This is a genomic window from Flavobacterium sp. 245 (genome assembly GCF_004362055.1).
Classification (GTDB): Bacteria; Bacteroidota; Bacteroidia; order Flavobacteriales; family Flavobacteriaceae; genus Flavobacterium.
In genome coordinates, this window is record NZ_SNXB01000002.1 from 248,428 (window position 1) to 272,628 (window position 24,201).

23 protein-coding genes, 1 tRNA gene and 2 pseudogenes are annotated in these 24,201 nt (G+C 32.2%); 9 read left to right on the top strand and 17 right to left on the bottom strand.

The genetic code is table 11. The features are described 5' to 3' along the window. Window positions 1-49: 49 nt before the first annotated feature. From EV145_RS04385 to pheT, 3 genes are all read left to right on the top strand, one after another. Window positions 50-1,360, top strand: coding sequence for a TolC family protein (locus EV145_RS04385; protein WP_133524013.1), 1,311 nt, complete (start codon window positions 50-52; stop codon window positions 1,358-1,360). 29 nt (window positions 1,361-1,389) lie between these two features. Next, window positions 1,390-2,253 (top strand): bestrophin family protein, encoded by an 864-nt coding sequence (locus EV145_RS04390; RefSeq protein ID WP_133524014.1) that lies wholly within the window; start codon window positions 1,390-1,392, stop codon window positions 2,251-2,253. A gap of 180 nt (window positions 2,254-2,433) precedes the next feature. Next, window positions 2,434-4,854, top strand: a complete 2,421-nt coding sequence (gene pheT / locus EV145_RS04395) for a phenylalanine--tRNA ligase subunit beta (RefSeq protein ID WP_133524015.1) — start codon at window positions 2,434-2,436, stop codon at window positions 4,852-4,854. Window positions 4,855-5,247: 393 nt separating this feature from the next. Here the strand turns inward: pheT and EV145_RS04400 are convergent, their stop codons facing one another. After that, a complete protein-coding gene (locus EV145_RS04400; RefSeq protein WP_133524016.1) occupies window positions 5,248-5,760 on the bottom strand; it encodes an adenine phosphoribosyltransferase in 513 nt (170 codons plus the stop codon). A gap of 114 nt (window positions 5,761-5,874) precedes the next feature. Between EV145_RS04400 and EV145_RS04405 the strand changes: the two genes are divergently transcribed. Continuing rightward, window positions 5,875-5,948 (top strand) — tRNA-Arg (locus EV145_RS04405). A 617-nt stretch (window positions 5,949-6,565) separates the two neighbouring features. Here the strand turns inward: EV145_RS04405 and EV145_RS04410 are convergent. From EV145_RS04410 to EV145_RS22560, 12 genes and pseudogenes are all read right to left on the bottom strand, one after another. Then, window positions 6,566-7,153: a hypothetical protein gene (locus EV145_RS04410; RefSeq protein ID WP_133524017.1), complete on the bottom strand. Its 588-nt coding sequence runs from the start codon at window positions 7,151-7,153 to the stop codon at window positions 6,566-6,568. A 220-nt stretch (window positions 7,154-7,373) separates the two neighbouring features. Further along, complete coding sequence (locus EV145_RS04415) at window positions 7,374-7,766, bottom strand: hypothetical protein (RefSeq protein ID WP_133524018.1); 393 nt, start codon at window positions 7,764-7,766, stop codon at window positions 7,374-7,376. Window positions 7,767-7,938: 172 nt separating this feature from the next. Continuing rightward, window positions 7,939-8,787 (bottom strand): hypothetical protein, encoded by an 849-nt coding sequence (locus tag EV145_RS04420; protein ID WP_133524019.1) that lies wholly within the window; start codon window positions 8,785-8,787, stop codon window positions 7,939-7,941. 164 nt (window positions 8,788-8,951) lie between these two features. After that, the gene (locus tag EV145_RS04425; RefSeq protein ID WP_133524020.1) at window positions 8,952-9,494 is read right to left on the bottom strand and encodes an STM3941 family protein; all 543 of its coding nucleotides are present in this window, start codon (window positions 9,492-9,494) and stop codon (window positions 8,952-8,954) included. A 196-nt stretch (window positions 9,495-9,690) separates the two neighbouring features. After that, entirely contained in the window at window positions 9,691-10,413 is a 723-nt protein-coding gene (locus EV145_RS04430) for an SMI1/KNR4 family protein (protein WP_133524021.1), read from the bottom strand. A gap of 422 nt (window positions 10,414-10,835) precedes the next feature. Then, on the bottom strand, window positions 10,836-13,031 hold the full coding sequence (locus tag EV145_RS04435) for a hypothetical protein (RefSeq protein WP_133524022.1): 2,196 nt from the start codon (window positions 13,029-13,031) through the stop codon (window positions 10,836-10,838). A 1-nt stretch (window position 13,032) separates the two neighbouring features. Continuing rightward, the gene (locus tag EV145_RS04440) at window positions 13,033-13,308 is read right to left on the bottom strand and encodes a hypothetical protein (protein ID WP_133524023.1); all 276 of its coding nucleotides are present in this window, start codon (window positions 13,306-13,308) and stop codon (window positions 13,033-13,035) included. Window positions 13,309-13,311: 3 nt separating this feature from the next. Beyond that, complete coding sequence (locus EV145_RS04445) at window positions 13,312-13,593, bottom strand: helix-turn-helix domain-containing protein (protein ID WP_133524024.1); 282 nt, start codon at window positions 13,591-13,593, stop codon at window positions 13,312-13,314. 98 nt (window positions 13,594-13,691) lie between these two features. Continuing rightward, on the bottom strand, window positions 13,692-15,236 hold the full coding sequence (locus EV145_RS04450) for a hypothetical protein (RefSeq protein WP_133524025.1): 1,545 nt from the start codon (window positions 15,234-15,236) through the stop codon (window positions 13,692-13,694). 57 nt (window positions 15,237-15,293) lie between these two features. Further along, window positions 15,294-16,640, bottom strand: a complete 1,347-nt coding sequence (locus EV145_RS04455) for a tyrosine-type recombinase/integrase (RefSeq protein WP_133524026.1) — start codon at window positions 16,638-16,640, stop codon at window positions 15,294-15,296. Between the two features lie 759 nt (window positions 16,641-17,399). Continuing rightward, window positions 17,400-17,666 (bottom strand): annotated as a pseudogene (locus EV145_RS04460) (IS6 family transposase); the annotation flags it as partial. A gap of 18 nt (window positions 17,667-17,684) precedes the next feature. Continuing rightward, a pseudogene (locus EV145_RS22560) lies at window positions 17,685-17,846 on the bottom strand (hypothetical protein); the annotation flags it as partial. Window positions 17,847-17,948: 102 nt separating this feature from the next. Here EV145_RS22560 and EV145_RS04470 point away from each other — a divergent pair. Beyond that, a complete protein-coding gene (locus EV145_RS04470) occupies window positions 17,949-18,746 on the top strand; it encodes an alpha/beta hydrolase (protein WP_133524027.1) in 798 nt (265 codons plus the stop codon). Window positions 18,747-18,891: 145 nt separating this feature from the next. Here EV145_RS04470 and EV145_RS04475 read toward each other — a convergent pair whose 3' ends face one another. Next, window positions 18,892-19,638 carry an SDR family NAD(P)-dependent oxidoreductase gene (locus EV145_RS04475; protein ID WP_133524028.1) on the bottom strand — a complete coding sequence of 249 codons (747 nt, stop codon included), beginning with the start codon at window positions 19,636-19,638 and terminating at the stop codon, window positions 18,892-18,894. 78 nt (window positions 19,639-19,716) lie between these two features. Then, a complete protein-coding gene (locus EV145_RS04480; RefSeq protein WP_133524029.1) occupies window positions 19,717-20,664 on the bottom strand; it encodes an NADP-dependent oxidoreductase in 948 nt (315 codons plus the stop codon). A 116-nt stretch (window positions 20,665-20,780) separates the two neighbouring features. Here EV145_RS04480 and EV145_RS04485 point away from each other — a divergent pair, with 116 nt between their 5' ends. Continuing rightward, a complete protein-coding gene (locus EV145_RS04485; protein WP_133524030.1) occupies window positions 20,781-21,125 on the top strand; it encodes a winged helix-turn-helix transcriptional regulator in 345 nt (114 codons plus the stop codon). 388 nt (window positions 21,126-21,513) lie between these two features. Here the strand turns inward: EV145_RS04485 and EV145_RS04490 are convergent, their stop codons facing one another. After that, a complete protein-coding gene (locus tag EV145_RS04490) occupies window positions 21,514-21,870 on the bottom strand; it encodes a winged helix-turn-helix transcriptional regulator (RefSeq protein WP_133524031.1) in 357 nt (118 codons plus the stop codon). A gap of 135 nt (window positions 21,871-22,005) precedes the next feature. Here EV145_RS04490 and EV145_RS04495 point away from each other — a divergent pair, with 135 nt between their 5' ends. Beyond that, on the top strand, window positions 22,006-22,788 hold the full coding sequence (locus tag EV145_RS04495) for an SDR family oxidoreductase (protein ID WP_133524032.1): 783 nt from the start codon (window positions 22,006-22,008) through the stop codon (window positions 22,786-22,788). Between the two features lie 20 nt (window positions 22,789-22,808). Then, window positions 22,809-23,132 carry a nuclear transport factor 2 family protein gene (locus tag EV145_RS04500; RefSeq protein WP_072970865.1) on the top strand — a complete coding sequence of 108 codons (324 nt, stop codon included), beginning with the start codon at window positions 22,809-22,811 and terminating at the stop codon, window positions 23,130-23,132. 229 nt (window positions 23,133-23,361) lie between these two features. Here the strand turns inward: EV145_RS04500 and EV145_RS04505 are convergent, their stop codons facing one another. Then, window positions 23,362-23,460: a transposase gene (locus tag EV145_RS04505; RefSeq protein ID WP_208110890.1), complete on the bottom strand. Its 99-nt coding sequence runs from the start codon at window positions 23,458-23,460 to the stop codon at window positions 23,362-23,364. Between the two features lie 155 nt (window positions 23,461-23,615). On the opposite strand from EV145_RS04505, the gene EV145_RS04510 reads away from it, so the two are divergent. Then, on the top strand, window positions 23,616-24,197 hold the full coding sequence (locus EV145_RS04510) for a Crp/Fnr family transcriptional regulator (protein ID WP_072970867.1): 582 nt from the start codon (window positions 23,616-23,618) through the stop codon (window positions 24,195-24,197). Window positions 24,198-24,201 lie beyond the last annotated feature (4 nt).

A 24,201-nucleotide genomic window follows, 5' to 3' on the forward strand; every position in this document is an offset into this window, starting at 1 on the left:
GAATTTTACATCTTGTTAATTCATGATTTTTTGGCAAAAGAAAATAAATATGAATATTAAAAATATATACAGCACTTTACTAATTCTCTTCTTCTGCGTTGTAAAAACTAATGCACAAGCTGTTCTGACTATTGAAGATGCTACCAGAATCGCTTTAGAAAATAACTTTGAAATTAGAATTGCAAAGAATAACTCAAAAATAAGCGAAACAAATGTCACGATTGGAAATGCAGGAATATTGCCAACCGTTGCAGCGACTGTAACAGATAACAATAGCGTTACGAATTCATCACAAACTCGTCAGGACGGAACTACAACTTCTTTAGACAATGCAAAAAACAACAGTTTAACTTACGGAGTTGGCCTAAACTGGACCGTTTTCGACGGAATGAAAATGTTTGCACGATTAGATCAGTTAAAAGAACTTCAAAAATTAGGTGATTCTGAATTGAGAAGAACCGTTTTAATCAAAATTGTACAGGTAAATTCGGCTTATTATGATCTTGTACAGCAACAGCATCAATTGGCCGCTTTAGATACTACAATCGTAATTTCTAAGCAAAGATTGACATTGGCACAAAATCGTTTCAGCATTGGAAAAGCTTCAAAATTAGAAGTTCTAAATGCTCAGGTTGATTTAAACTCAGATCAGGTTGCTTTATTACGTCAAAAAGAAACTTATGCAAACGCTAAAATTTTACTGAACCAATATTTGGCACGTGATCCAAAAATTGATTTCACAGTAACCGATTTAGTTACAGTTGATAATGGAATGAATTTTGCTGAATTGTCAGATCTAGCACATAAACAAAATCCGGCTGTAGAAGCTCAAATTATTAATAAACGTATTGCTGAACTACAATTAAAGCAAGTAAAAGCAGACCGTTACCCGGTTGTAAACTTAACATCTGGATATAATTTTTCTGAAAATCAATCCAGTTTAGGTTTTACGAGCCAGTCGTCATCAAAAGGATTTAACTACGGTTTTAATGCACGACTGAATTTATTTGATGGTTTGAATCAGCACCGAAATGAAAAAGTAGCAAAAATGGAAATCGAAAATTCTCAAATTGCTATTGAACAGCAAAATATGATTTTGGATACACAGCTGAGCACTGCATTTCAAACGTACCAAACAAACTTAGGATTAATTGATTTAGAAGAAGATAACGTAACAATTGCTAAGCAAAACTTAGATATTACGTTAGATAAATTCAGAATTGGAACCATTACAACACTTGATTTCAGAACGGCGCAGTTAAATTATGTAAATGCTAAAGTTCGTTACAGCAATGCTCAATATCAAGCAAAATTATCTGAAATTGCCTTGAGAGAATTAGCTGGAAATATTAATTTTTAAATTAAATTTGTTTTAAAAATTAATAAAAAATGATCGCGTACAATACTAAAGAGTGGTTTACCTTTATCTTTCATTTTCATAAATCAGACACTATCAGGCAGTTATTCCCTGTAATGATTGGGATTGGTATTTACGCTGCCCTTGTTGGTTATATTGAAGTGATTTATTTTGGAATTGATGAAAAACATTACCTTAAAAATATTCCTGTTATGCACGGAATATTAGGTTTTGTGATTTCTCTTTTATTAGTTTTTAGAACAAATACAGCATATGATCGCTGGTGGGAAGCCAGAAAATTATGGGGCGGTTTGGTAAACAACAGCCGTAATTTTGCTATAAAACTTTCGGCTATTTTAAAAGATGAAAATGACCGAAAGTTTTTTAGAAAGTTTATTCCTGGCTACGCTTCCATCTTATATAAACATTTAAATAATTCTGAAACAGCTAAACAGCTTTTTGAAGATGTTGACTTGGAATTGGATCATCATAAACACAAACCAAATCAGGTGAAACGAATGATGTTTCATAAAATCAACGATTTGTATGATTCAAAAAAGATAACGGGCGATCAGCTTATCATTTTAAATGCCGAATTAGTGGCTTTTACAGATATATGCGGTGCTTGTGAGCGAATAAAAAACACACCTATTCCCTATTCTTACAGTGCGTTTATAAAGAAATTCATCTTCTTTTATATTATGACTTTGCCTTTTGGTTATTCTTTAAGTTTAGGCTATTATGTTGTTCCCGTAGTTGTTTTTATTTTTTATGTTTTGGCCAGTTTAGAATTAATTGCTGAAGAAATTGAAGATCCTTTTGGTGATGATGAAAATGATTTACCTATCAAAAAGATTTCAGAAAACATTAAAAAACATGTTGAAGAGTTGATTTAGTGATCTTGTTTTAAACATATAAAAGCGTAATAACAAAGTAAGTATCAGACTTTTTATTTACTGCATTATTTATAAATTTCGACGCGCGGCTATTTTTCAGGCAAAAACAAAATTTTTTTTTTCTTACTACAACACGCAATCCTTATATTTGTATCCTCATACAAGAATAATTAAGCTAACATGAAAATATCTTACAACTGGTTAAAACAATTTATTAAAACAGACTGGACTTCAGAACAAACTTCAGAATTGCTTACAGATTTGGGTCTGGAAGTTGAAGTGGTTGAAAAATACCAATCTATAAAAGGTGGATTGGAAGGCGTTGTTGTAGGTCATGTTCTTACCTGCGAAAAACACCCAGATGCTGACAGACTTAAAGTAACAACTGTAAACATTGGTTTAGAAGCACCTGTACAAATTGTGTGCGGTGCGGCAAATGTTGAGGCAGGTCAAAAAGTTCCCGTTGCTACTATTGGAACTGTTTTATACGATAAAGATGGTAACGAATTTACCATCAAAAAAGGAAAAATTCGCGGACAGGAAAGCCACGGAATGATTTGTGCCGAAGACGAACTAGGTTTAGGAACAAGTCATGAAGGAATCATGGTTCTTGATGAAAACCTAGTACCTGGAACTGCGGCGGCTGAAGTTTTTAAAATTGCAAATGACGAAGTATTCGAAATTGGCTTGACTCCAAACCGTGCTGACGCGATGAGTCATTTTGGAACTGCTCGTGATTTGAGAGCTGGAATGCTGCAACGTGGTGTAAACGTAGAATTGATTACGCCTTCTGTAAGTAATTTTAGAGTTGATATGCGTACGTTGAAAATTGACGTAAATGTTGAAGAACCTCATTTAGCACCAAGATATTGCGGCGTAACCATTTCTGGAATTTCAGTTCATGAATCACCATCTTGGCTTCAGGATCGATTGAAAGCAATTGGATTAACTCCAAAAAATAATATTGTCGATGTTACTAATTATGTTTTGCATGAATTAGGACAGCCGTTACACGCGTTTGATGCCGCTAAAATCAACGGAAAAGTAATTGTAAAAACACTTCCAGAAGGAACAAAATTCATCACTTTAGACGATGTAGAAAGAACATTACATAAAGAAGATTTGATGATTTGTGATGAAAAAGGTCCATTGTGTATTGCCGGTGTTTTTGGAGGAAAAAAATCAGGAGTTACAGACGGGACAACTTCTATCTTTTTAGAAAGTGCTTATTTTGATGCTGTAAGCATTCGTAAAACTGCAAAAAGACATCAATTAAATACAGATGCTTCTTTTAGATTTGAAAGAGGAATCGATCCAACAATTACTGAATATGCATTGAAACGTGCAGCACTTTTAATTCAAGAAGTTGCGGGCGGAAAAATCACTTCGGATGTTGTGGAAGTGTATCCTAAAAAAGTCGAAGATTTCTCTGTTTTATTAAATTTCAGTCACGTTTATAAAATTATTGGACAGGAAATTCCGAAAGATACCATCAAAAAAATATTAGTTTCTTTAGATATTAAAGTAAACAGTGTTTCTGATTCTGGTTTAGGATTAACAATTCCTGCTTACCGTGTTGATGTACAACGTGAAATTGATGTAATCGAAGAAATTTTACGTGTTTATGGTTACAATAATATTAATTTTTCTAAAAAATTCAATGCTACTGTAGCAAATTCTCCAAGAACAGAAGATTATAAAGTACAAAACGTAATTGCTTCTCAGTTAAATTCTCAGGGTTTTCATGAAATGATGGCCAATTCTTTGACCACTGCTGCGTATGCAAAACTTTCGGCTTCATTAAAAGAAGAACATAATGTAACAATGCTGAATCCTTTAAGTAGTGATTTGTCCACTATGCGTCAGTCATTATTGTTTTCAGGGCTTGAAGCTATTTCTTATAATATCAACAGAAAAAATGCCGATTTAAAATTATTTGAATTCGGAAAAAGCTACCACAAATATCTTAATGGATACGAAGAGCATAAACACCTCACCTTGCTTATTTCTGGAAACAGAAACAAAGAAAGCTGGACAAACCCTCAAAAAACTACGGATTTCTTTTTGTTAAAAGGATATGTAAAAGGAGTTCTAGCTCGTTTGGGAATTGATAAAATTTCGAATGCGCCAGTGCAATCTGATATTTTTTCTGAAGGAACAGCAATTTGCTACAACAATGACACTTTGGTCGAAATGGGTGTAGTAAAAAAATCAATTTTAAAGCATTTCGGTATTAAACAAGATGTCTATTACGCGGATTTTAACTGGGATTTAGTGCTGAAAATTATTACTGGAAAAATTAAATATACTGAAATTCCAAAGTATCCAGAAGTACGAAGAGATTTAGCGTTGCTTATTGACCAGAGTACAACATATGAAAGTATTTTTAATTTGGCAAAACAAACAGAAAAATCACTTTTAAAAGATGTCAACTTATTTGATGTTTATGAAGGAGAAAAACTTCCAGCTGGGAAAAAATCTTATGCGTTGAGTTTTACTATTCAGGATAATACAAAAACGCTTACTGATGCTCAAATTGATAAAATCATGTCAAAATTACAGCAGACTTTTGAAACGGAACTTGGCGCAAGCTTAAGATAAAGGAATACTATTAAATACAAAACCCGACTTTAAAAGGTCGGGTTTTTGTGTTTTAAAACGTAACGCGTGTTGATAATCTCCTCGCTCCTGCTGAATTTGGATGGATTTCATCTCTCCAAAATTCTGATGAATTCATTAAACCGCGATAATCTATAATTCGGCTTTGAAAACGATATCCATAACAGGTAAAATGATTTTTAATTTGACACAAAAGGGCATATAAGCTCTAAAACCTATACAATAAGCAAATCCCTATACAATCTCATATTTTCATTAACAATGCTTTAAACGATCAAAAAACAGGCTCTATAGTTTATTTGACAGACTAGAATAAAAACCCGAATTTGATTAGTGCTTTATATTATAAAAAACACAAAATTGTTTTGGTTTAAATTAATACGTAATCGCAGAAAATATTGGATACTCTTTTATCTTTTCTCTTCCATTTAAGAAAGACAGTTCCATCAAAAAATTACATTGCACGATTTCGCCTCCCAAACGTTCTACCAATTCACAAACCGCTTTTGCAGTCCCGCCGGTCGCTAAAACATCATCGTGAATTAAAACGCGGTCTCCTTGTTTAATGGCATCAGTATGCATCTCTAAACTATCTGTGCCATATTCAAGCTCATAGGAAGCTGAAATTGTTTCATATGGCAGTTTTTTAGGCTTACGAACGGGAATGAAACCAGCATTTAATTCCTGCGCTAATAAAATTCCGAAGAAAAAACCTCTGCTCTCTGCTCCTACTACTTTGTCAATTTTCTGTTCTTTTAAAGAATTAACCAAAACCGAAAGACATTCTTTTCTTGCAATTGGATCAATTAAGAGCGGCGTAATATCTTTAAACAAAATTCCTTCTTTTGGAAATCCCTGAATATCACGTATATAATTTTCTATCTTCATTTTTTTTAATTTTTATCTTATTTTATGTTTGTATATGTCACATTTATGTCTATCTTTGCACCCGCAATAAGCAATCAACAAAGCTAATAAAAATTAGCTTAATGATAACAAAAAGGCCTCGTGGCGCAACTGAATAGCGCATCTGATTACGGCTCAGAAGGTTACTGGTTTGAATCCAGTCGAGGTCACAAAATAAATCCTTAAACATACTGATTATCAGGAGTTTAAGGATTTTTTATTTTGGTATTTGTACGATTTTTGTATTGTAGCTTAAAAGTTCTTGTAAAAAGTACGATTCACGGCAAAATAAATCTGTCGTTTTTAGCTTCAATTTTACACTTTTGCACCAAATCAAAATACCAATACAAATTTAATTGCATTGTGTTTGATATTACAACTTAATTATTAGTTACGCACTCTGTACACGTGATGAGATAGGGATATATTAATTTAAAATCATTAATGATATTTTTTAACGGTGAGGTTACGGTGAGGATTGACCCTAATGTTACCCTAATTGATTAAATTTGAAAAAAGTTGATTAATCAAATCGTTACGCACGCGAATAGATAGGAATGAGCTTTTTATTTCCGAACCATTACGCGCGCGTATCGTTGTACTTTTGATATTAATTTGACCTAAACGCGCGTAACAGATAGTTGCATATTGTATTTCCCTATCTCATTACGCGTGACAGATAGTGCAAAACAAATCATTAAAAAACCATTAATGATTATTCACAACGGTAAGATTACGGTTAGGATTAAACCATAAAAAAACCGATCATCTCTGAACGGATATGCTTTTACATCATCAATAATTTTTCAATTGTTCCTACTGGAAAACTATCAGCTTTAAGTATTTTATTATTTAGCCTTTTGAAACGTTTCGTTTCTTTGCCGTTGTAATGTGTTTTAAAATACTTTTTAAAGCGTTCTTCATATACGTCGTCTGAAAGGTAACACGCATCAAATATTTTACTTAAATCCCTATTCTTTTTACTTTCTATTTGTTTTTGATACATCAAACTATTAAAGGCTTCACGATGCAAAAAATAACCACTATGCAAATATAATTTTCTACAATGCTTTTTAGTGCTTGGACAAACAAAATATAAAACCTCTCCTTTGCCTAAATTCGAGGGTTTACTAATTATCTTAACTTTATAATTTTTAGGTTCTCCATTACATTTATAATCCAAAATAATAAATGTTTCAAAATCATTCTTTGTAACTTTTATACCAATATTTGAATGTGGTGTTCCGTTCCTACTCCAACTAACTGTACCCGATTTAGTACCATTATAAGTTAAGTAATCCCATTCTTTGAGTTTCTTTAGTGATAAAAACAAACAGTCTTCTACTGTTGTTGGATAATTTGCGTAACGTCCCATAGACAATAACCTAAATTATTAAGGAATATTGATTGTTTTTTGATAACTAAAATACGGAAAACTATCCTAATTACCTATAAATAAGCAACATAAAACTAAGCTAATCATTTCATTTTCAACAATAAACCTGAATTTACCAAATCATCCAAATACAAAACCAATTACCCATTAAGCCAATTGCCCAAATCCGTTGTAGTAGCTGTTGTACGAAGTATTTTATTTAGTTATATGGTTTTAATTTTTTATCCTTTTTTATTTCTTCAATTATTGTTTTATAGTCAAGAATTAATGTGTCAACTTTTTTATAAACAGTGATTGTATATTCTCCCTTTTTTTTATCTATAGAATCTCCAACTAAAATTTCGGACCAAAAATTACCAACTACTGAAATTTTCGAATTATTCAATACGATAGTCGGACTATTATGATTCTCTTTATCATAATATTTTTCAATGACATTTCCAGAAAAATTTTCATTCAAAATATTGTCAAAATTTTTTTTGTAGAATGATTCTTTATCGTTGTAGAAGATTTCCCAAATTAAAATGAATAGTATACATATAACAACTCCTATATTCAATATTTTTTTTAATTGAGCATTCGATAGTTCCATTGTTAAGTTTTGAATGTTTATTGGTTTATTTCGTACAACGTTCTGGCACTACAGCGGGTTTGGGATTAAATTAAGCCTTATTTTCGGATTTGCCAAATCATCCCAAATACAAGACCATTTTTCCATTAAGCCAAATGCCCAAATTGCTTGTAGCGTGTGTTATGAGCCGTTTTTATTTCAGTTGTTCAATGACTTTTTTCTCAAATGATTTAGATAATATTTCTTCGTCATTATTCCAATGTGTTAGAGTCTTTTCATCTGTTGGGCATTTATGATGAAAGCCTAAAACTTTGATTTTTGATTTCTTATTATCGCCACTAATTACAAGTTTTGCGTCATATCCTTCAAAACAAAAATCTTCGAAAATAAATAAGTCCATTGTGTCTTTCACAAACTTATCAATAGGTGGCTTTTTTGCATCAATTGTGTCCCAATAATATTTATGAATTTTGTATTTTCCAGTTGAGTCTAAAATGTAATTTTCTTTTTCTTTTTCATATTGATTAGAAATAGTTTTCAGGTAATAAATTTTTGTTTTAAGAGTATCAATAGGAAAGTCAAAAGTATATTCGTTTTTATATTCTATTTCTGAATCATAGCTAGTAGCTATAAAAGAAAAAGAGGTCAAAATAACAATAAATGTTGGATTAATAGTTGTGAAATTTTTATTAACTTTTTGATGATATGAGTAGGAAATTGGCAAAATTAGTAGTGCTAACAAATCAGTCAAATCAACAACTCTATTCAGTTTAATTATAGATAACTGATTTATAATTTCAAATAAAGCTTCGCTATAAACTGTTTTCCAATAAATGAATATAATTGCTGAGGCAAAGTATATTTTGTCTTTTAATTTAGGAAATAGAATGGTCCAAAATAAGGGAAAAATAAACAATCCTGCAAAGTCAGACAATTTTCCAGTCAGCCAATTTCCATAATAAATTTTAAAGTAAAAGTCATTCAGAAGTAAAATGGTTAAGGCTAAAATAAATCCTATTGATGTGAATTCTCTTTGTTTCATTTGATCGTGTTAGGAATTGATCTGTGGTCTAAAATGGCTCATAACGTCTTGGCACTACAGCGGGTTTGGGGTTAAATTAAGCCTATTCTTCGGATTTGCCAAATCATCCAAGTACAAAGCCATTTTCCCATTAAGCCTCTTGCCCAAATCCGTTGTAGTGGCTGTTAGCGGTTCGGCTTTTTCTCAAGTTGTTTATTTAAACTATTCTTTAATAATCTTTCCAAATCGTCAAAATCATATTTTAAAGTATTGGAAGTTATAGACAAAGAGGTTCCGTACATTTTTTCATTTGCAAGCAATAGTTTACGTTGAATGAATCCAACTCTATCAAGGTATTTGTCCGCATTATTCGTAAAAATAAGTAAAAATTTTGTCGACATTATTTGTTCAGTTTTAATTTCTGTAATGTCTGTCCAATTTATTAAACCAACACTTGATGCATTTGTATTATCAGTAATTCCATTTTCGTCAACTGTTAAACCAACTGTATTATCAAACAATTTTCTAATTCCATAAATACCTGCGACACCACAGAATAAAACACTTGCAATACCTGAAATTCTTATAAACTCAGGGCTTCGCATTATCGGTGAAATAAATTCTTCAGGATTAATTACAAAAAGTGTCCCTAACACCCCAAAAATCACTGCTCCAAGTAATAACAAAATTATTTTAGTCTTGCTTAATGGTATTTCAATTTTATTCATTTTAATACTATTGTTTCAGTTCGTTTTTGTTCTCCAGTTTCGTTGCAAGCTGACCGCTAACGTTCTGGTACTACAGCGGGTTTGGCACTAAATTAAGCCCATTCTTTGGATTTGCCAAATCATCACAAATACAAAACCAACTTTCCATTAAGCCAAATGCCCAAATCCGTTGTAGTAGCTGTTAGGCACTGGCTATTTATTTCTTTCCACCGAATAATCTTGATAGAAAACCTTGTTTCACTCGTTTCTCAACTATCCAAATTGGTTCATCACTTGGTCTTATGATTTTTGTGTTCGGTCCTGATTTACCCCAAGGAAATCCAGTTTTTATAGGTTGATTAGTCAAGTCCGCCACTAAAAACATTTCTGGTAGTTCAACTTGTCCGTTTTCAAAGTCATAATACTTTTCATTTTTTTCCATTATTCCGACTTTTTCACTCCAAATATCCATTACGGTCTTTTCGTGAATAATGTCCAAGTGCGATTGATTTCCTTTTTGTCCGAACTCGTCAACGTGTCTTATGAACTCCGTCAAATTTTCAGAGTGTTTTACAACGACAGATGGGTCGTGACAGACATAATAAACTGAATTCCAATTTCCCTTAGAGTCAATATCTAAAATCCAAAAATTCCCAAACCCATCTCCTGCAAGTTGTATTGATTTTGGAAACATTTCTTCAAATCCAAAATGACCGAATGCATCAAAACGTACTTCTTCAAGTCCATAAAACTCAAAACCTTTGCTGAATCTTAATAATTCTTCGATTTCATTCGGTAAGTTGTTATCTGGAAGCTGATTTTTCAGGTTTTCTATTTCACTGTCGGTCATTCCGTCCAGCAATTCGACTTTATACAAATCTCCGTCTTCAGATTCATATTGGTTTGAAAGAATTGATTCTAATTGTTGTTTTGATGTCATTTCTGTTCGTGTTGTTTTAGCTTGTGCCTAACTTGTATATATGTCTGACGACATCAGACATAGCACTCCTAAATTGGGTCGCTATGTCTGACAAATGTCAGGGTTTATTTATTTTCAAATATATAATAATAAACTTATAAATGATCAAAAGGACTTTTAATTTGTTGAATACTCATAGGCTTTTGCTTCTTACTTCATTTTTTTTTAAAATTAGTTAGTCTATCCAAAGAAAGTCGTCCGTTTTCGGGTTCGAATAGGTGGAATTGATTTCAATAAGTTCCTTAATATTATTAATCTCGTTTTCAAGTCGTTTACATTCGTGCCTAGTGCAAAATGCCTTTCGTATATTTTGCTCAATCGTTTGTATCTTTTGTTCAATTCCTGCAATCTCTCGGTTAATAGAATATTCCGTTCTGTCATTTTCAATTGTATTTTGAAACATAATTAATATTGTATTTAGATTCTATTTTGAATAAATCAATAATCTCGCTTACTGCTTCTTTTGTTAGCCTCATTTGTTCCGTTCGTATTAAGTCTAATTTGTGCCAATCTTTAATTTGTTTGGCCAGTTGTTTTGCTTGCCTTTCTTTTGTCTGTTTTTTATCAATTTTAGGACAAAACAACATTTTACCCGCCAAACTCTGCTCTATTATAATACTCTTTATAATAGACGATGGTTCAGCATCCAAAGTGAGGGTTTTTGAATTTATTGTCTTTCGGCCTGCCTTGTCGATTTCAAACATTTTCAAACGTAAATTGTAATATTGACCTCCTTTGGGTTTTCGGTCAATTTTATATTGGCCAATAATCCAGCGTTTTAATAAGTTCTTAAATTTTTCAAACATCCAAAAATCAGTACACAATCCCGTTGCCGTGTTTTGTGCTAGCATATTATTAAAATCAATATCATCGGTTTTGTTTTCGTTATAAATTGTAGTAATACGGGTTTGCCTAATAACTGGAACAAAATCGGTTGCGGTTTCAGCCTGCAATAAGCGTGAATAAGAAACAATGTCAAAGTTTAAATACTTCCGAATGTGCTGACAAAAAACGTGCGTTACATCTGCTTCGAGTGTGTAATCGTTTAACACTAACAAAGTGTTATAAGCGTTTTTTATTTCGTTAAAAATTGGTTTTTCTGTATCAATTTTTGGAGCGTAATAACTAAACTTTTCTTTATGGTAATTTATGCCAACGTACACGCTAAAACGTTCCTCCCTTTCAGTTTCAGCACGCCAAACAACTTCAACATAATCAGTAAATATCAAAACTATGTCAGGAATTTTGCCAATTTCATATTTGATAGCAACGCGCTTATTCGTTATTCCATTAAAATAAATTGCTTTTGGCGTGTTGTATTGGCGTGTTTCGATTTCAAAATTTGTTTTGTGCTGTTCTGTTGGCTTTAATTCAAATTGTATTATTCCATTTTCAAAAGACGTTATCAGTTGAGAATAATTCACATCACGTCTTTTTAACAAATAAACCGCATCGTGTCCGCGTGTTGAACCTTTGATTTTATTAACCTTTATAAAAATGTCCGTGTATTTCAATTCGAACTTACTGGCAAAGTGTCCAAACAAATATTCAGATGCATCTGTAACCTCTTTTATTATCCGTGTGGCCTGTTTGGGTGTCCAACCGAAACCGCATAAGTCAGTATGATATTGTTTTTGTTTAGCGGGTGATTTTCGGAACTCTCGCCAATTCAATATTGATTGAAATTTACGCTTTGCCTCATCTCTCGTTATTCCATGAGCCTTTGCATAATTATCATAAGCCGTTTTTGATACGTTTGAACCAACAAGCAAATCGATATACGATAAATGACCGCTTTTAATATCAAACTCAATCATTTCAAAGGGCTGTACTTTGCGAAGAATTCGAGGTGTCTGTATCAATTTATTGTAAATGCGGTACTCTGAAACTTTTCCCTTTTTTATTGGAAACTCATATTTGAAATTTATGCAATTATGGCCTAAACTTATAAGCGTGTTTGCAATCAAATCCAATGTTCCATAATACCAATTGTTTAAATAGTTATCTTTTGAGAAATTTGATGGTTTTACTCCCTCACCGTTCCAATTCTTAAAAGTGTCAATTTTAGTAAATGCGCGCGTCAATTGTGTTTTGTCTAAATCATTTGGCAAAATAATGCCGTGCAATCTGTAATACTCAACAACCTTAATATATTGATGTTGGCCAAACATTTTTGAACCAAAAAAATAGGCCGTTTGAATAATCAAATAAGATTCCATGAATAATTCAGCATTAAACAATTGTTTATAATCGGTTTTATCTATTGTGTAAATTGGTATGTATTGAGTATAATTACACGCGTCAAAATAACCTTTTATACTCGCAATTGTAGTTGTTCCGTTTGCTTTATAACTATGCTTTTTGTTTTCCGCATCGTAATAAACAAAAATATTATCATAAAAATAATTGATAGCCAAATATGTAAGACTGTCAAAATGATACCCGTTTATAGTATTGAAATTCGATAGATTTTCTATTCCGTTCCTTAGTGCACTTTCTGTATCGGGGTTTGCACGTCGATAGGACGAAAGTAAATTATTCAAATCAGTATCAACACTTATTGTGTTGTACTTTATCATTTCAATAATCCTTTTTAGTCGATAGATACCACGCTTGAAAACCTGTTATTTTACAACGTTTCATTTCAACTTCGAAATGCAAACCGAGTTTTTCCAAACTACGTTTATATTGAGTGAGTTTTTTTTGCAGGGTATTTAGTGCATTACTCACCATTGAATTAGTGGTAATATGAGTTTTTAGATATTCAAAATATCGGTTTTCCTGAGCTTTAAAAAAGTTATCTTTGCTTTGAAGTGTCGAAAGATAATTGCGGTGGTTAGTATTATTACTTCCCATCGCTTATTTTTTTAAAGGAATTAAACATTCCAATAATTCCGCTTTTTTGTAGTATCTGCGGTTTCCAATTCCATAGGCAATAACTTTGCCTTTATTTGTCCAATGCCATAAAGTACTGCTATCGATTTGTAGATAATCGCACGTTTGTTCTCGGGTTAATAACTCATCAGGGTTATGAATATTAAAGCTATTTTTAAAGTCTTCTAATTGACTTTTCACACCCTGTTTGATTAACTCCGTTAATGCTTCAGGACTTAAATTTTGAAGTAAGATTGAATTTTGCATTTTTTGCAATGTTTTTATGTTTATAACATTGCAAATATTGGTTTGGGCTTGTATCCTAAAAGATTACGGTTTGTACCTTTTTGGGTATGGTTTGTACCTTAATTTCTATAAAGCTCTTTTGCTCGTGCATAAGCTTGTAACCGTTGATTTGTTCTACTATGATTTGAAATTTTTTGTACAATCAAACCCTTGTAAGTTTCAGGAATCCATTCTAAAAAAGTTTTTTGATTAACGGTATTATGAATTAAGCCTTCTTTTTTCATTTCTTCAAACATAAACTTTACATCCGTCCTACTTCGTTCATTAATTTCAAACTCATCAAACATAGATTGCCATACCTCAAAAGCATTTTCTTTAAAAATATGATTGTGTAATTCTTTTTTACCTTCATCATTAAATAAAGGTTCAGTTTGTTTAGATTTTAAATTATCGGTTGCAATTGTTTTCTCATATAACTCTTTATAATCTAAGTAAAGTTTTAAATCAACTAAAAAACGAGGTGTACTACCAATCAATTGAACTTTATAATGATTATTAATAAAAGCAATGTTAAGCGAGTTTTTGCATTGATTCATTGCTTTTTTTGAATATTCACGAACTTCATCAATTTCAGAAGCCACGTCTGCTGTTTTAAATTTATTTTGTTGAGTTTGTAAAAACTCATACACATTAATATTTTCTTTGGATAAATCGACTTTTAAAGCTTCATTGGTATAAAAACTTAAAAAGTCCGTAAAATCGTTAAAATGAATTTTATTGTTTTGAGGTTGTTGAGATTGCAATTTAAGTAGATAGTCTTTGTATCTATCCTTTATTATTTTATAATCAGTTTTATTTATTGTCAAGTTTGCAAGGTTTTCTAACTCTAGTTTTATTTTTTCATTTTGTGTATAATTTCTATTATGCTTTTCCATTCTTTGGATAAAGAAAATATCTTTTAAATCATCCCAATTTTCAGGTTTTATAAAACTATCATTATTAAACTCTCTATTTTTATTGTTTTCAAAATAAATTTTAAAAAAGTTTATATCGCTTAAAGATTTTGCAATACTTTGTTTTGTTAAAGTATTTGTTGTTGGAAATATAACTTCAGTAAGTAAATCAATAACTTCGCTCATATCATTAACGAGCTTTGATTTAAATTTAAACACTTCAAATTTTTTATCTTCAGGTTCTATAAAAAAATCAAATAATTCCTTTAAATCTCTTTCTAAATCACTAAAAAACATATCATTGAAATAGTTGCATTTTGTTGATTCTCTAAATTCAATATATTTATTTTTCTGAAATAAAATTTCAGGAATATCGGCTTCTTCAAAATTTTCTTTTAAAGTATATATTTCACTAAGACCCCACTGCCAAAATCTCTGATTAGTAAAATAACCCAGTTCTAAATCTGTTGCTTTTTTATAAAGTGGCAGTATGATGTTTTTATGAATGACATCAAATTTTTGTTCTAATTCAGTTTGGATTTTATCATATTTCAATTTATGCACAAAATTTTCACGAGGTTTTAAATTACATCTTTGTTCGTCTAAATTCTGCAACTCAACAATTATATTATGGTGTTTTTTGAAGTATGAAATGTTTGAATGTAAATAATCAATAAATTGAAAGAGATGTTTTATTTTTTCTGTTATCATGGCTTTAAAATCAATGGTCTAAATACTGGAAATGTATTTCAAAAATGAAAATTTTAATTAAAAATAGTTGGTTAGTTCCATAGCTAAATCCTTGTTACTTTTACCCAAATAATTTAAAAACATTGCTTCGGTGCTATGCCCCGTAACATTGATTAAATAAGTAGTTGGAATAGTTCCGTAAAAATTAGTAGCAAAAGAACGTCTTCCAATATGTGAGGTTATTAATTCCCATTTTTTAAACATTCCAATTTCTTTGCGATACTGCTTAACCTCATCTTTATTTTTGGTTTTCTTTTGGGCTTTGTCCTCTTGGTTTAAATCTGTTAATTTACTGCCTTTAATTTCATTAGTCAATCCAGCTATACGGCAAACTTGTTTTATAAATAAATTATACTTTGGGTCTGAAATAGGTTTAGGAAAATCATTATTTCTTTTTTCTAAAATTTCAATTACTTTAGGGTGTAATGCAACTGTCATAACTTTATTGGTTTTGACTTGTGTAAACTCAATAAATGGCTTCAAATCGCCTTGTTTGTTTTTTTCGTATCTAATCATTGATTTATCAAATCGCATAAAATCTGATATTCTTTGTCCTGTATAGCAACTAATAATTAACCAGTCTTTAGCATTGTCATAATTATCATTTAAACGTCTTTTGTCAATGTTTTCAATCTTTGTAAGTTCCTCAAAGGTTAAATAAATCTTTTCAGTCTTATGCTGAGGTGTTTTAATTTTATCTAATTGGTGGCTCGTAGTAATACCGTTATGCTTTGCGTGATTACAAACTGTTTTAATAGTTCTTAAATCCTTTGAAATAGTATTTAAAGCATAATTGTTTTTTAAACAATAATTTTCAAAATCCATTTTGAATTTATCGTTTATATCAGAAATTTTAATTTTGTGATTTAATGTTTTTTGATAACGCTCTAATAAGTGTTTTGAAACATTGTATTTTTTTTGAGTACCAATTGTTATTTCATTTTTTTTGACTTCCATAAAATAATCAAAGTACTTTAAAAGTTCCGTTGGTAGTTCTTCTGCTTCCTTTGGTGGATTGTAATAAAAATCAATTTGAGTTTGCAACCATTCTTTATTTACCTCATCAGGATTAACAGAATTGAAAATTTTTAAAATGTAGTTTTCAATCTTGTTAAGTTCAGTATTTACTTCTAAGCGTCTATTTAAAATGTCAGGGTCTTTTGAGCCTTTGATTTTGATTTCTTTAATACCCTTTTCTTTGTTCGCTTTAATTTCAGCGTGATGTCCAAACCAATTGAAGTAATCAATTTCAAACTTTGTATTTGCTCCAATAACAAAATCAGTATCATTGAAACGATACAATAAACGTAAATGCAAATTTGCTTTGTCTTTAGTTGAGCGATACAAAAAGTTAACCGTAGCCATATTATAAAGTATTTGAATAATACAAATATAATTAATTTGTACGGTATTTGTACGGTAAAATGAAAGTTACATCAAACTATTGCAAAGTAAATCAAAATAAACATTTCTGTAAAGTATTGATTTTATTGATATTTTACAGTACTTTTGTACAAAATGCTAGTATAATTGATTTTGTAGTTTTGCAACTATTGTAGTTCAGTCGAGGTCACCACACTGCCAAAAGGCGCCAATTGAAGACAATTGACGCCTTTTTTTATTATACTTTACTAATTTATTAGTCTAAAGAGCTGCAGTATGCTATATTTTATTGCATCAGTATAAAAAGTTGCGTATTTAGTAGAGCTGAAAGGCAGGTTGCAATGTTTAGATTCTTCATTTATTTTTTGCTGGAAATAATAATAGCTTTGAGAGAATTGCTGCATATGGTATTAAAACAAAATTGAGTATTTACTAAAAATACAACAATTGGCTTCCAATATACAGTTCTCCAAAGACAAAATAGGGCTCTCCAGCAGCCCTAGCCCCGATAGCAGTGAAAATCCTTTTGTGCCGGGGTTCGGCACAAAAGATTGGAACGTATAGCGGGAAAAAGCTCCTAAAAAAGAATATTATATACAATTGACCCGGAGTTCGGTACAAAAGATTGCTTCGCCAGTTTGCTGACCCTCGGGTGGAACGTATAGCGAGAAGAGCTCCTAAAAAATAATATTATATACAATTGACGATGATGACCACTCCAAATTAATTGCCTAATTTATCATATAAATAACACCAAATACCTTTTACCTTAATATAAGTCTCATCTAATCTCCAGCTCGCGCCCACTCTACCTTTCCTCTTTCTCACCTCTGATTCAATGAAAGGTGTAAACTTATAAACCCAGCGCTGAATCGTAGCATGATCCACAAGCACTCCTCTAATTTTCATTATTTCTTCAACGTCACGGTAACTAAGTGTAAATCTTAATTTAAAATATACTGCCTGAAGAATTATGCATTTTGGATAACAATGACCTTTAGTATTCATTTTTTGATGGGTTTAAAATTATAAAGATAAAGTTATTCCCAAATGCGACAGAACCTCTCTTTTTGCTTCTGCAGAGGCATTAGTACTTCTGCTGTGAAAATAATTTAATATAGTTTGATAATGATTTATAATTATATGTGAGATGATACCAAAAGACTTAAACCCAGATTGATCTACTTCTTCATGCCATTTGCTTTATCTTCTATTTGATTTCTTTATCAATAGCTTTTAATTTAACAACAATATCACTTAAATTTACTTTAAAAATTTAAAACTGATAGTATGAAAAAGAATCAAATACCAAACAGACGGTTTTCTACTTTAATAGTAATTTTTCTAGTTAGTTTAATCAGTGTGCAAGCACAAAATATAAAGGGTCAAAATATTAAAAATATTGTTCTCGTACATGGTGCCTTTTTAGATGGTTCTGGTTGGGAACCCGTTTATAACATTCTAACAAAAAAGGGCTATAAAGTATCTGTAACACAGCATTCATTGCAAGATTTTGATGATGATGTGGCAGCGGTTAACCGAATTATAGAACAACAGGACGGTCCTTGTATTTTAGTTGGACACAGCTATGGTGGTGTTGTAATTACACAGGCAGGCAATAATCCTAAAGTGGCAGGGTTAGTTTACATTGCTGCTCATGCTCCCGACGAAGGTGAACTCAGGGCAGATTTAGTAAAACAATTTCCTTCAGCATACAAGTCGTTGATAAAAGGAAGTGACGGTTTAGATTATATTGATCCGGAAAAATTTCCTGAAGATTTCGCAGGTGACCTTGAAATCAATAAAGCTCGTTTTATGGCAAATTCTCAGGTTCCAACAGCAGATAAAATTTTTAAGGGAATTGTAAATAAATCAGCCTGGAAAACAAAACCCAGCTGGTATATGGTAGCTGAATCAGACAGAATTATAAATCCCGATCTGGAAAGATTTTATGCAAAAAGAGCAAAAAGTAAAAAGGTTGTCGAAATAAAAGGTGGCAGCCACGCCATTTACACTTCACAGCCTGAAAAAGTTGCAGATTTAATTAAAGATGCTTCCATTGGATCTTTAGTTTCTAAAATAAAATAGTAAGTTCACTTTTTTCAAATTGAGCAAAACATAAGAACTAAAAAACCTCTAAAAATCAAATGATCTTAGAGGTTTATAAAGTGAGTTCAAAAAAGTAGTAAAATTTAAATTTACTGATGTACTATCATCAATTCTTTTTTATTATTTACGCAGATATTCCCCCATCAATAGTAAAGCTACTTCCTGTAATATAACTGGATTCTGGCCCGGCTAAAAAATTAACCAATCCTGCTACTTCTTCCGGTTTACCAAAACGTTTAAGAGGAATTGCATTGATGAAAGCTTCCCTTACAGCATCATCCCCAGGCAACATGTCTGTATCTATTGCACCGGGTTCAACTGTATTTACAGTAATATTTCTTGGCGCTAAATCCCATGCAAGTCCCCTTGTGTAAGCTCCAATTGCTGCTTTAGTAGCAATATAATCAGACATATAAGGACTACCAATACGTTTTGCGCCCACTGAACCGATACTAACAATCCTTCCACCATCCGGCATATATTTAATAACCGAACGAACAGCTTCAGATACAGCTCTTATGTTAACATTGATCTGACGATCATATTCATCGATTCTTTCAGATGCTGTTTCCAATGGTCCTTTTACTGAGATTGCAGCATTATTAACTAAAATATCTATTTTTCCATATTTCAATGCAATCTGATCGATCGATTTTTCTAAGGCTCCTTTAATTGAGCTATCTACTTTAATAGCCAACGATTCGCCTCCTGATTCTTTTATTCCTTTTACTATATTTTCTGCTGTTTGTTCAGAACTTACATAGGTGAAGATAACATTTGCTCCTTCAGCCGCTAAGCGCTTAACAATTGCTGCACCCATGCCACGAGTTCCTCCCGTAACAAATGCTGTTTTACCTTTTAGTGTTGACATTATATTTTTTTTATGATTAATAATTAATTATGTGGGTGAATAATTGGTTGTAGAATATTTTGGAAATGGTGTAACTTATTAATCCATTATAATCACAATTTTCCCTTGCGTGTGTCCTTTTTCTATTTCAAGATGTGCTTTTGCTATATCCTTCCATGAAAAAACCTTTGATATATGCGGAACTAATTTTCCTTCTTCTAAGAGTTTTGCGACGAATTTCATATCCTGTCCATTAAATGATACCATATTATAGAATGCATTAATATTCAAGGATTTTGCTTTCAGATTTTCTTCTTCTGTTATATTTGACCAGAGACTAATTAGGCTTCCGCCTGGCTTTACCACTTCCATACTTCTCATGATATGCCCATCTGATTTAACAGCTTCAATTACGAGATCCATATCTTTCTTTAAAGTATTCTCAAAAGGACCGAGTTGGTAATCAATGAACTCGTCAGCACCCAAACTCATTACAAAATCTTTTTTAGAACTTGACGCTAAAGCAGTTACATGCGCGCCAAAATATTTTGCAAACTGAACAGCAAAATGACCTACTCCTCCACCAGCAGCTGTTATAAATACACGATCATTTTTTTTTATTCCTACTTTCTGAATTGGCTGCAAAGCAGTAAGTGCTGCGAGTGAAGTGGCAGCAGCCTCTTCGTAAGTACTATTTTTAGGCTTGATAGCCAATTGGGAGGCAGGTGCTGCAACAAATTCTGCGTATGTTCTGCCAATATAAGGATGCCTAAGTACTCCAAAAATATCATCCCCAATTTGCATATCAATAACTTTAGCTCCTTTTTGAACTATCTGACCCGAAACATCCCATCCTAAAATCAATGAAGATTCTTCGCCGAATATCCAGCTGACACTTTTATTTTCTCTAACAATAGCATCGGCGGGATTTATACTAACTGCCCTTACTTTTATTAGTACTTCATCGTCTTTAATAGTTGGAACAGAAACAGACTCAAAAGTAAAATTTTCAACCCCACCCTGCTCTTTCAGTACAATCGCTTTCATAATATATTGAGTAATTGATTATTTGTGATTTATTTTTATGTTTTATTTGAGTGCAAAGTTATTTCCATTTATCATAACTTTGTATTTAGTATAATCGATGTTACTAAGATCAAGTCATGGCGAAATCGGATAAAATAGATCAACGAGAAGCAGCAAAAGCATTAGCAGATACCATTTATGTGATTGGTGGTAAATGGAAACTTCCGATTCTTCATTCCATTTGTAGTGGGAATATAAGATTTAAAGATATTGAAGAAAGTATTCCCGGGCTTAGTCATAGAATGTTGTCCAGGAATTTGAAGGAACTAGAACAAAATAAACTCATTACACGTGTAATGTCCGATGAAACTCTTTTTTATGAATATCATTTTACTGAATACTCAAAAGAATATGGAGACCTAATGCTAAAAATGATAGAATGGGGAAAATCGCACAGAAAAAAAATAATTCAATCTACATAATTCCCACTCAATTCTTAAATATCAATAATTTTAACTTCTAGAAATTGAGTTCCGAGATTGATAAATTTGTTTGATGTGAGTTAGAATATAAATAAATTGCAAATTTACAACTACAAACAAATTTTAAATACGCAAACTACAAATCAAAACTTTTACTTTTGTGATAAATTCGTGGCACATGTGTCTTGAAATTGCCTCCAATTTTGCCACAAAAAGTTAAGGCGTTTTTTAGAATATTTCACACGTCTAAGTTTTGTGGCAGAATCGTGGCATAAGGTATTTTTGAAAACTAAAAACACAACAAAACCAAAGGTTAAGAAGTTTAGGTTCGAAGCTTTATAATTATAAACTGTCCGCAACTGTATTTTATAAAGAACTTAAACTGAAGTTATTCTAAACGTTTCAAAATTAGGGTACGTAAACGTTCCTCATGCTCATCTCCCCAATTTCCTATAGCTGAAATTACAGGAACTAGCGTTTTACCAAAATCAGTCAGGCTGTATTCTACTTTGGGAGGCACAACAGGGTAAATAATCTTCGAGACAAGTTCATGTTCTTCTAATTCCTTCAGCTGAATATTTAAAACCCTGCGTGAAGCATCAGGTATTTTACGCTGCAGCTCACTTGGTCTTTTATGTCCCTGATCGATAAACCAAAGTAAGCGTATCTTCCATTTACCATAAAGTACCTCACCTATAAGATCAAGTCCACAATTTAAGTTCGGTATTGTTTTTCTCTCATACATATTACAAAAGTAAACCTATCTACCAATTCCTGCAATAGGGGAAAAATTTATCCCTATATGAATCGTAACTCCGTACTTGTGAGGAACTAACGTACTTCCGAGATTTGTACAAAGAAATTTAAAATACTATATAAGATGGATTATCAAAATGAATTATCAGGCAAGATTGCCTTAGTAACAGGAGGTACAAAAGGAGCCGGAAAGGCAATTGCAGAAAGACTACTGCAAGCGGGCGCAACAGTAATTATTACTGCCAGAAACGCAGCAGAAAAAGAAAACAACAAACTGCATTTTATTTCTTCTGATTTAAGTACAGCAAAAGGAGCAGAAAAAGTAGTTAGTGAAGTTTTGTCCACTTATGGGAGATTAGACATTCTTGTGAACAATCTTGGTTCTTCAACAACACCCGCCGGTGGCTTCAGTGCGTTAACTGACGAAGATTGGATATCAACCCTACAAGCTAATTTACTTGCTCCTGTCAGACTTGACAGGGGATTTTTACCGCAAATGATCAACCAGAAAAGTGGTGTTATTATTCACATCGCTTCCATTCAGGGCATATTGCCGCTATACGACTCTACTTTGCCTTACGCAGCTTCGAAAGCAGGATTGATCAATTACAGCAAAAGTTTATCGAAAGAAATTACGCCAAAAGGTGTCCGCGTGCTAACTGTTTCGCCAGGATGGATAAATACAACAGCATCGATAGCTTGGTTGGGCGAGATCGCAAGAAATTCAAATAGCACTGTAGAAGAAGCTCAGCAAGGTGTCATGGACGCATTGGGTGGAATACCTTATGGCAGGCCTGCCGAACCGGAAGAAGTAGCCGAATTGGTTGGCTTTTTAGTTTCACCAAGAGCCAGTTACTTAACAGGAACAAATTTTGTCATTGACGGTGGAACGGTACCAACAATTTAAAAACTAAATATATCAAAATCATGAAATTACCACAAGTAGTAGAGCGTTTCATTGAAACGCAACACATTTTCGACAGCAAAGCTTTCGCAGAATGTTTCACCGAATCTGCCATCGTTCATGACGAGGGAAAAACCCATAATGGCAAAGAAGAAATTCAACAGTGGATTAACCATGCGATGGAGGAGTATAAATCTGCGCTGGAACCACTTAATTATGAGCAATCTGAATCAAAAGGTGTCCTGACAGCAAATGTTTCCGGCACGTTTCCCGGCAGCCCTATCGTGTTGAAATTTCATTTTGATTTTAATAATGGACAAATTCAGGATTTAAAAGTAACAGATTAAAAGATAAAAGAGAGTGACTAATTAAAATGGCGCCAATTGAAGACAATTGGTGCCATTTTTTTTCATACAGTATCAAATAAGTAAGTTTGATTAATTTTTGCGGATCAGGTGCAAAAATTAGCGATTAGGCAAAAAGAGGATCAAAACGAAAACCTGTTGAGTATAAAATTTAAACATAAATATTGCTTAGCCTCAAAAGGAAAAAATTTAAATTCCTAACACCTCTGAACTAAGATTTAATAACTTTTATTTTTACATTGAAAGATTCTGCCGAACCATTTGTACTTCTGTTATCAAAATAATTTAAAATCGTTTGATAATGATTCATAATTGTTCGGGAGACTTAAAAACATAGAAATATTTTATGCAAAAACGCCATATTCAATATAATTATCCTTTGTCAAGCTCAATAGCTTATTTAAATATTTATGTACCTTAGCTAAAGTAAAGAAATACTTTAGCAGCACTTTTACGCACTGTTGTATGAAAGCACTTTTAAAACAAAATATCGCTAAACATATTTCTCTTTCAGAAAATGAAATAGAAGATTTTTGCAATTTATTTGAGCAAAAGTTAATCCCCAAAAAAAACTTTTTACTTAGAGAAGGAGAGATTTGCAAATTTGAAGGTTTTGTTACCAAAGGGCTTTTTCGGGTTTATCATATTGATAAAAATGGTTTTGAACAAATACTCTATTTTGCTATTGAAAATTGGTGGGTTACCGATATTGATAGTTTTACTACTGAAACCCCTTCACAACTTTTCATAGAAGCACTCGAAGACAGCGAAGTGCTTGTAATTTCTAAAAAAGATAAGGAGTTTGCCTATGCTAATTTGCCTAAAATTGAAAAGCTATTTCGGGTAATGACACAAAAAACGCACGTTGCCCTTCAACGAAGAATGATAGATAACCTTAGTAAAACAGCAGAATCCCGCTATATAGAATTTACAGAAAAATACCCACAGCTAATACAACGGCTTTCTAACATACAGATAGCTGCCTATCTGGGAATTACCAATGTTTTTTTGAGTAATATTCGAAAGAAAATCGCTGTCAAAAAATAAGTTT

Excerpts from the sequence above, each read along its gene's own strand:
- EV145_RS04480 (WP_133524029.1), bottom strand. The coding sequence starts at position 20,664 with ATGAAAGCGATTGTACTGAAAGAGCAGGGTGGGGTTGAAAATTTTACT.
- EV145_RS04510 (WP_072970867.1), top strand. The coding sequence starts at position 23,616 with ATGAAAGCACTTTTAAAACAAAATATCGCTAAACATATTTCTCTTTCA.
- EV145_RS04500 (WP_072970865.1), top strand. The coding sequence starts at position 22,809 with ATGAAATTACCACAAGTAGTAGAGCGTTTCATTGAAACGCAACACATT.
- EV145_RS04440 (WP_133524023.1), bottom strand. The coding sequence starts at position 13,308 with ATGGGAAGTAATAATACTAACCACCGCAATTATCTTTCGACACTTCAA.
- EV145_RS04385 (WP_133524013.1), top strand. The coding sequence starts at position 50 with ATGAATATTAAAAATATATACAGCACTTTACTAATTCTCTTCTTCTGC.
- EV145_RS04475 (WP_133524028.1), bottom strand. The coding sequence starts at position 19,638 with ATGTCAACACTAAAAGGTAAAACAGCATTTGTTACGGGAGGAACTCGT.
- EV145_RS04420 (WP_133524019.1), bottom strand. The coding sequence starts at position 8,787 with ATGAAACAAAGAGAATTCACATCAATAGGATTTATTTTAGCCTTAACC.
- EV145_RS04400 (WP_133524016.1), bottom strand. The coding sequence starts at position 5,760 with ATGAAGATAGAAAATTATATACGTGATATTCAGGGATTTCCAAAAGAA.
- EV145_RS04445 (WP_133524024.1), bottom strand. The coding sequence starts at position 13,593 with ATGCAAAATTCAATCTTACTTCAAAATTTAAGTCCTGAAGCATTAACG.
- EV145_RS04455 (WP_133524026.1), bottom strand. The coding sequence starts at position 16,640 with ATGGCTACGGTTAACTTTTTGTATCGCTCAACTAAAGACAAAGCAAAT.
- EV145_RS04430 (WP_133524021.1), bottom strand. The coding sequence starts at position 10,413 with ATGACATCAAAACAACAATTAGAATCAATTCTTTCAAACCAATATGAA.
- EV145_RS04450 (WP_133524025.1), bottom strand. The coding sequence starts at position 15,236 with ATGATAACAGAAAAAATAAAACATCTCTTTCAATTTATTGATTATTTA.
- EV145_RS04495 (WP_133524032.1), top strand. The coding sequence starts at position 22,006 with ATGGATTATCAAAATGAATTATCAGGCAAGATTGCCTTAGTAACAGGA.
- EV145_RS04435 (WP_133524022.1), bottom strand. The coding sequence starts at position 13,031 with ATGATAAAGTACAACACAATAAGTGTTGATACTGATTTGAATAATTTA.
- EV145_RS04505 (WP_208110890.1), bottom strand. The coding sequence starts at position 23,460 with ATGAATCATTATCAAACGATTTTAAATTATTTTGATAACAGAAGTACA.
- EV145_RS04490 (WP_133524031.1), bottom strand. The coding sequence starts at position 21,870 with ATGTATGAGAGAAAAACAATACCGAACTTAAATTGTGGACTTGATCTT.
- EV145_RS04425 (WP_133524020.1), bottom strand. The coding sequence starts at position 9,494 with ATGAATAAAATTGAAATACCATTAAGCAAGACTAAAATAATTTTGTTA.
- EV145_RS04415 (WP_133524018.1), bottom strand. The coding sequence starts at position 7,766 with ATGGAACTATCGAATGCTCAATTAAAAAAAATATTGAATATAGGAGTT.
- pheT (WP_133524015.1), top strand. The coding sequence starts at position 2,434 with ATGAAAATATCTTACAACTGGTTAAAACAATTTATTAAAACAGACTGG.
- EV145_RS04470 (WP_133524027.1), top strand. The coding sequence starts at position 17,949 with ATGAAAAAGAATCAAATACCAAACAGACGGTTTTCTACTTTAATAGTA.
- EV145_RS04390 (WP_133524014.1), top strand. The coding sequence starts at position 1,390 with ATGATCGCGTACAATACTAAAGAGTGGTTTACCTTTATCTTTCATTTT.
- EV145_RS04485 (WP_133524030.1), top strand. The coding sequence starts at position 20,781 with ATGGCGAAATCGGATAAAATAGATCAACGAGAAGCAGCAAAAGCATTA.
- EV145_RS04410 (WP_133524017.1), bottom strand. The coding sequence starts at position 7,153 with ATGGGACGTTACGCAAATTATCCAACAACAGTAGAAGACTGTTTGTTT.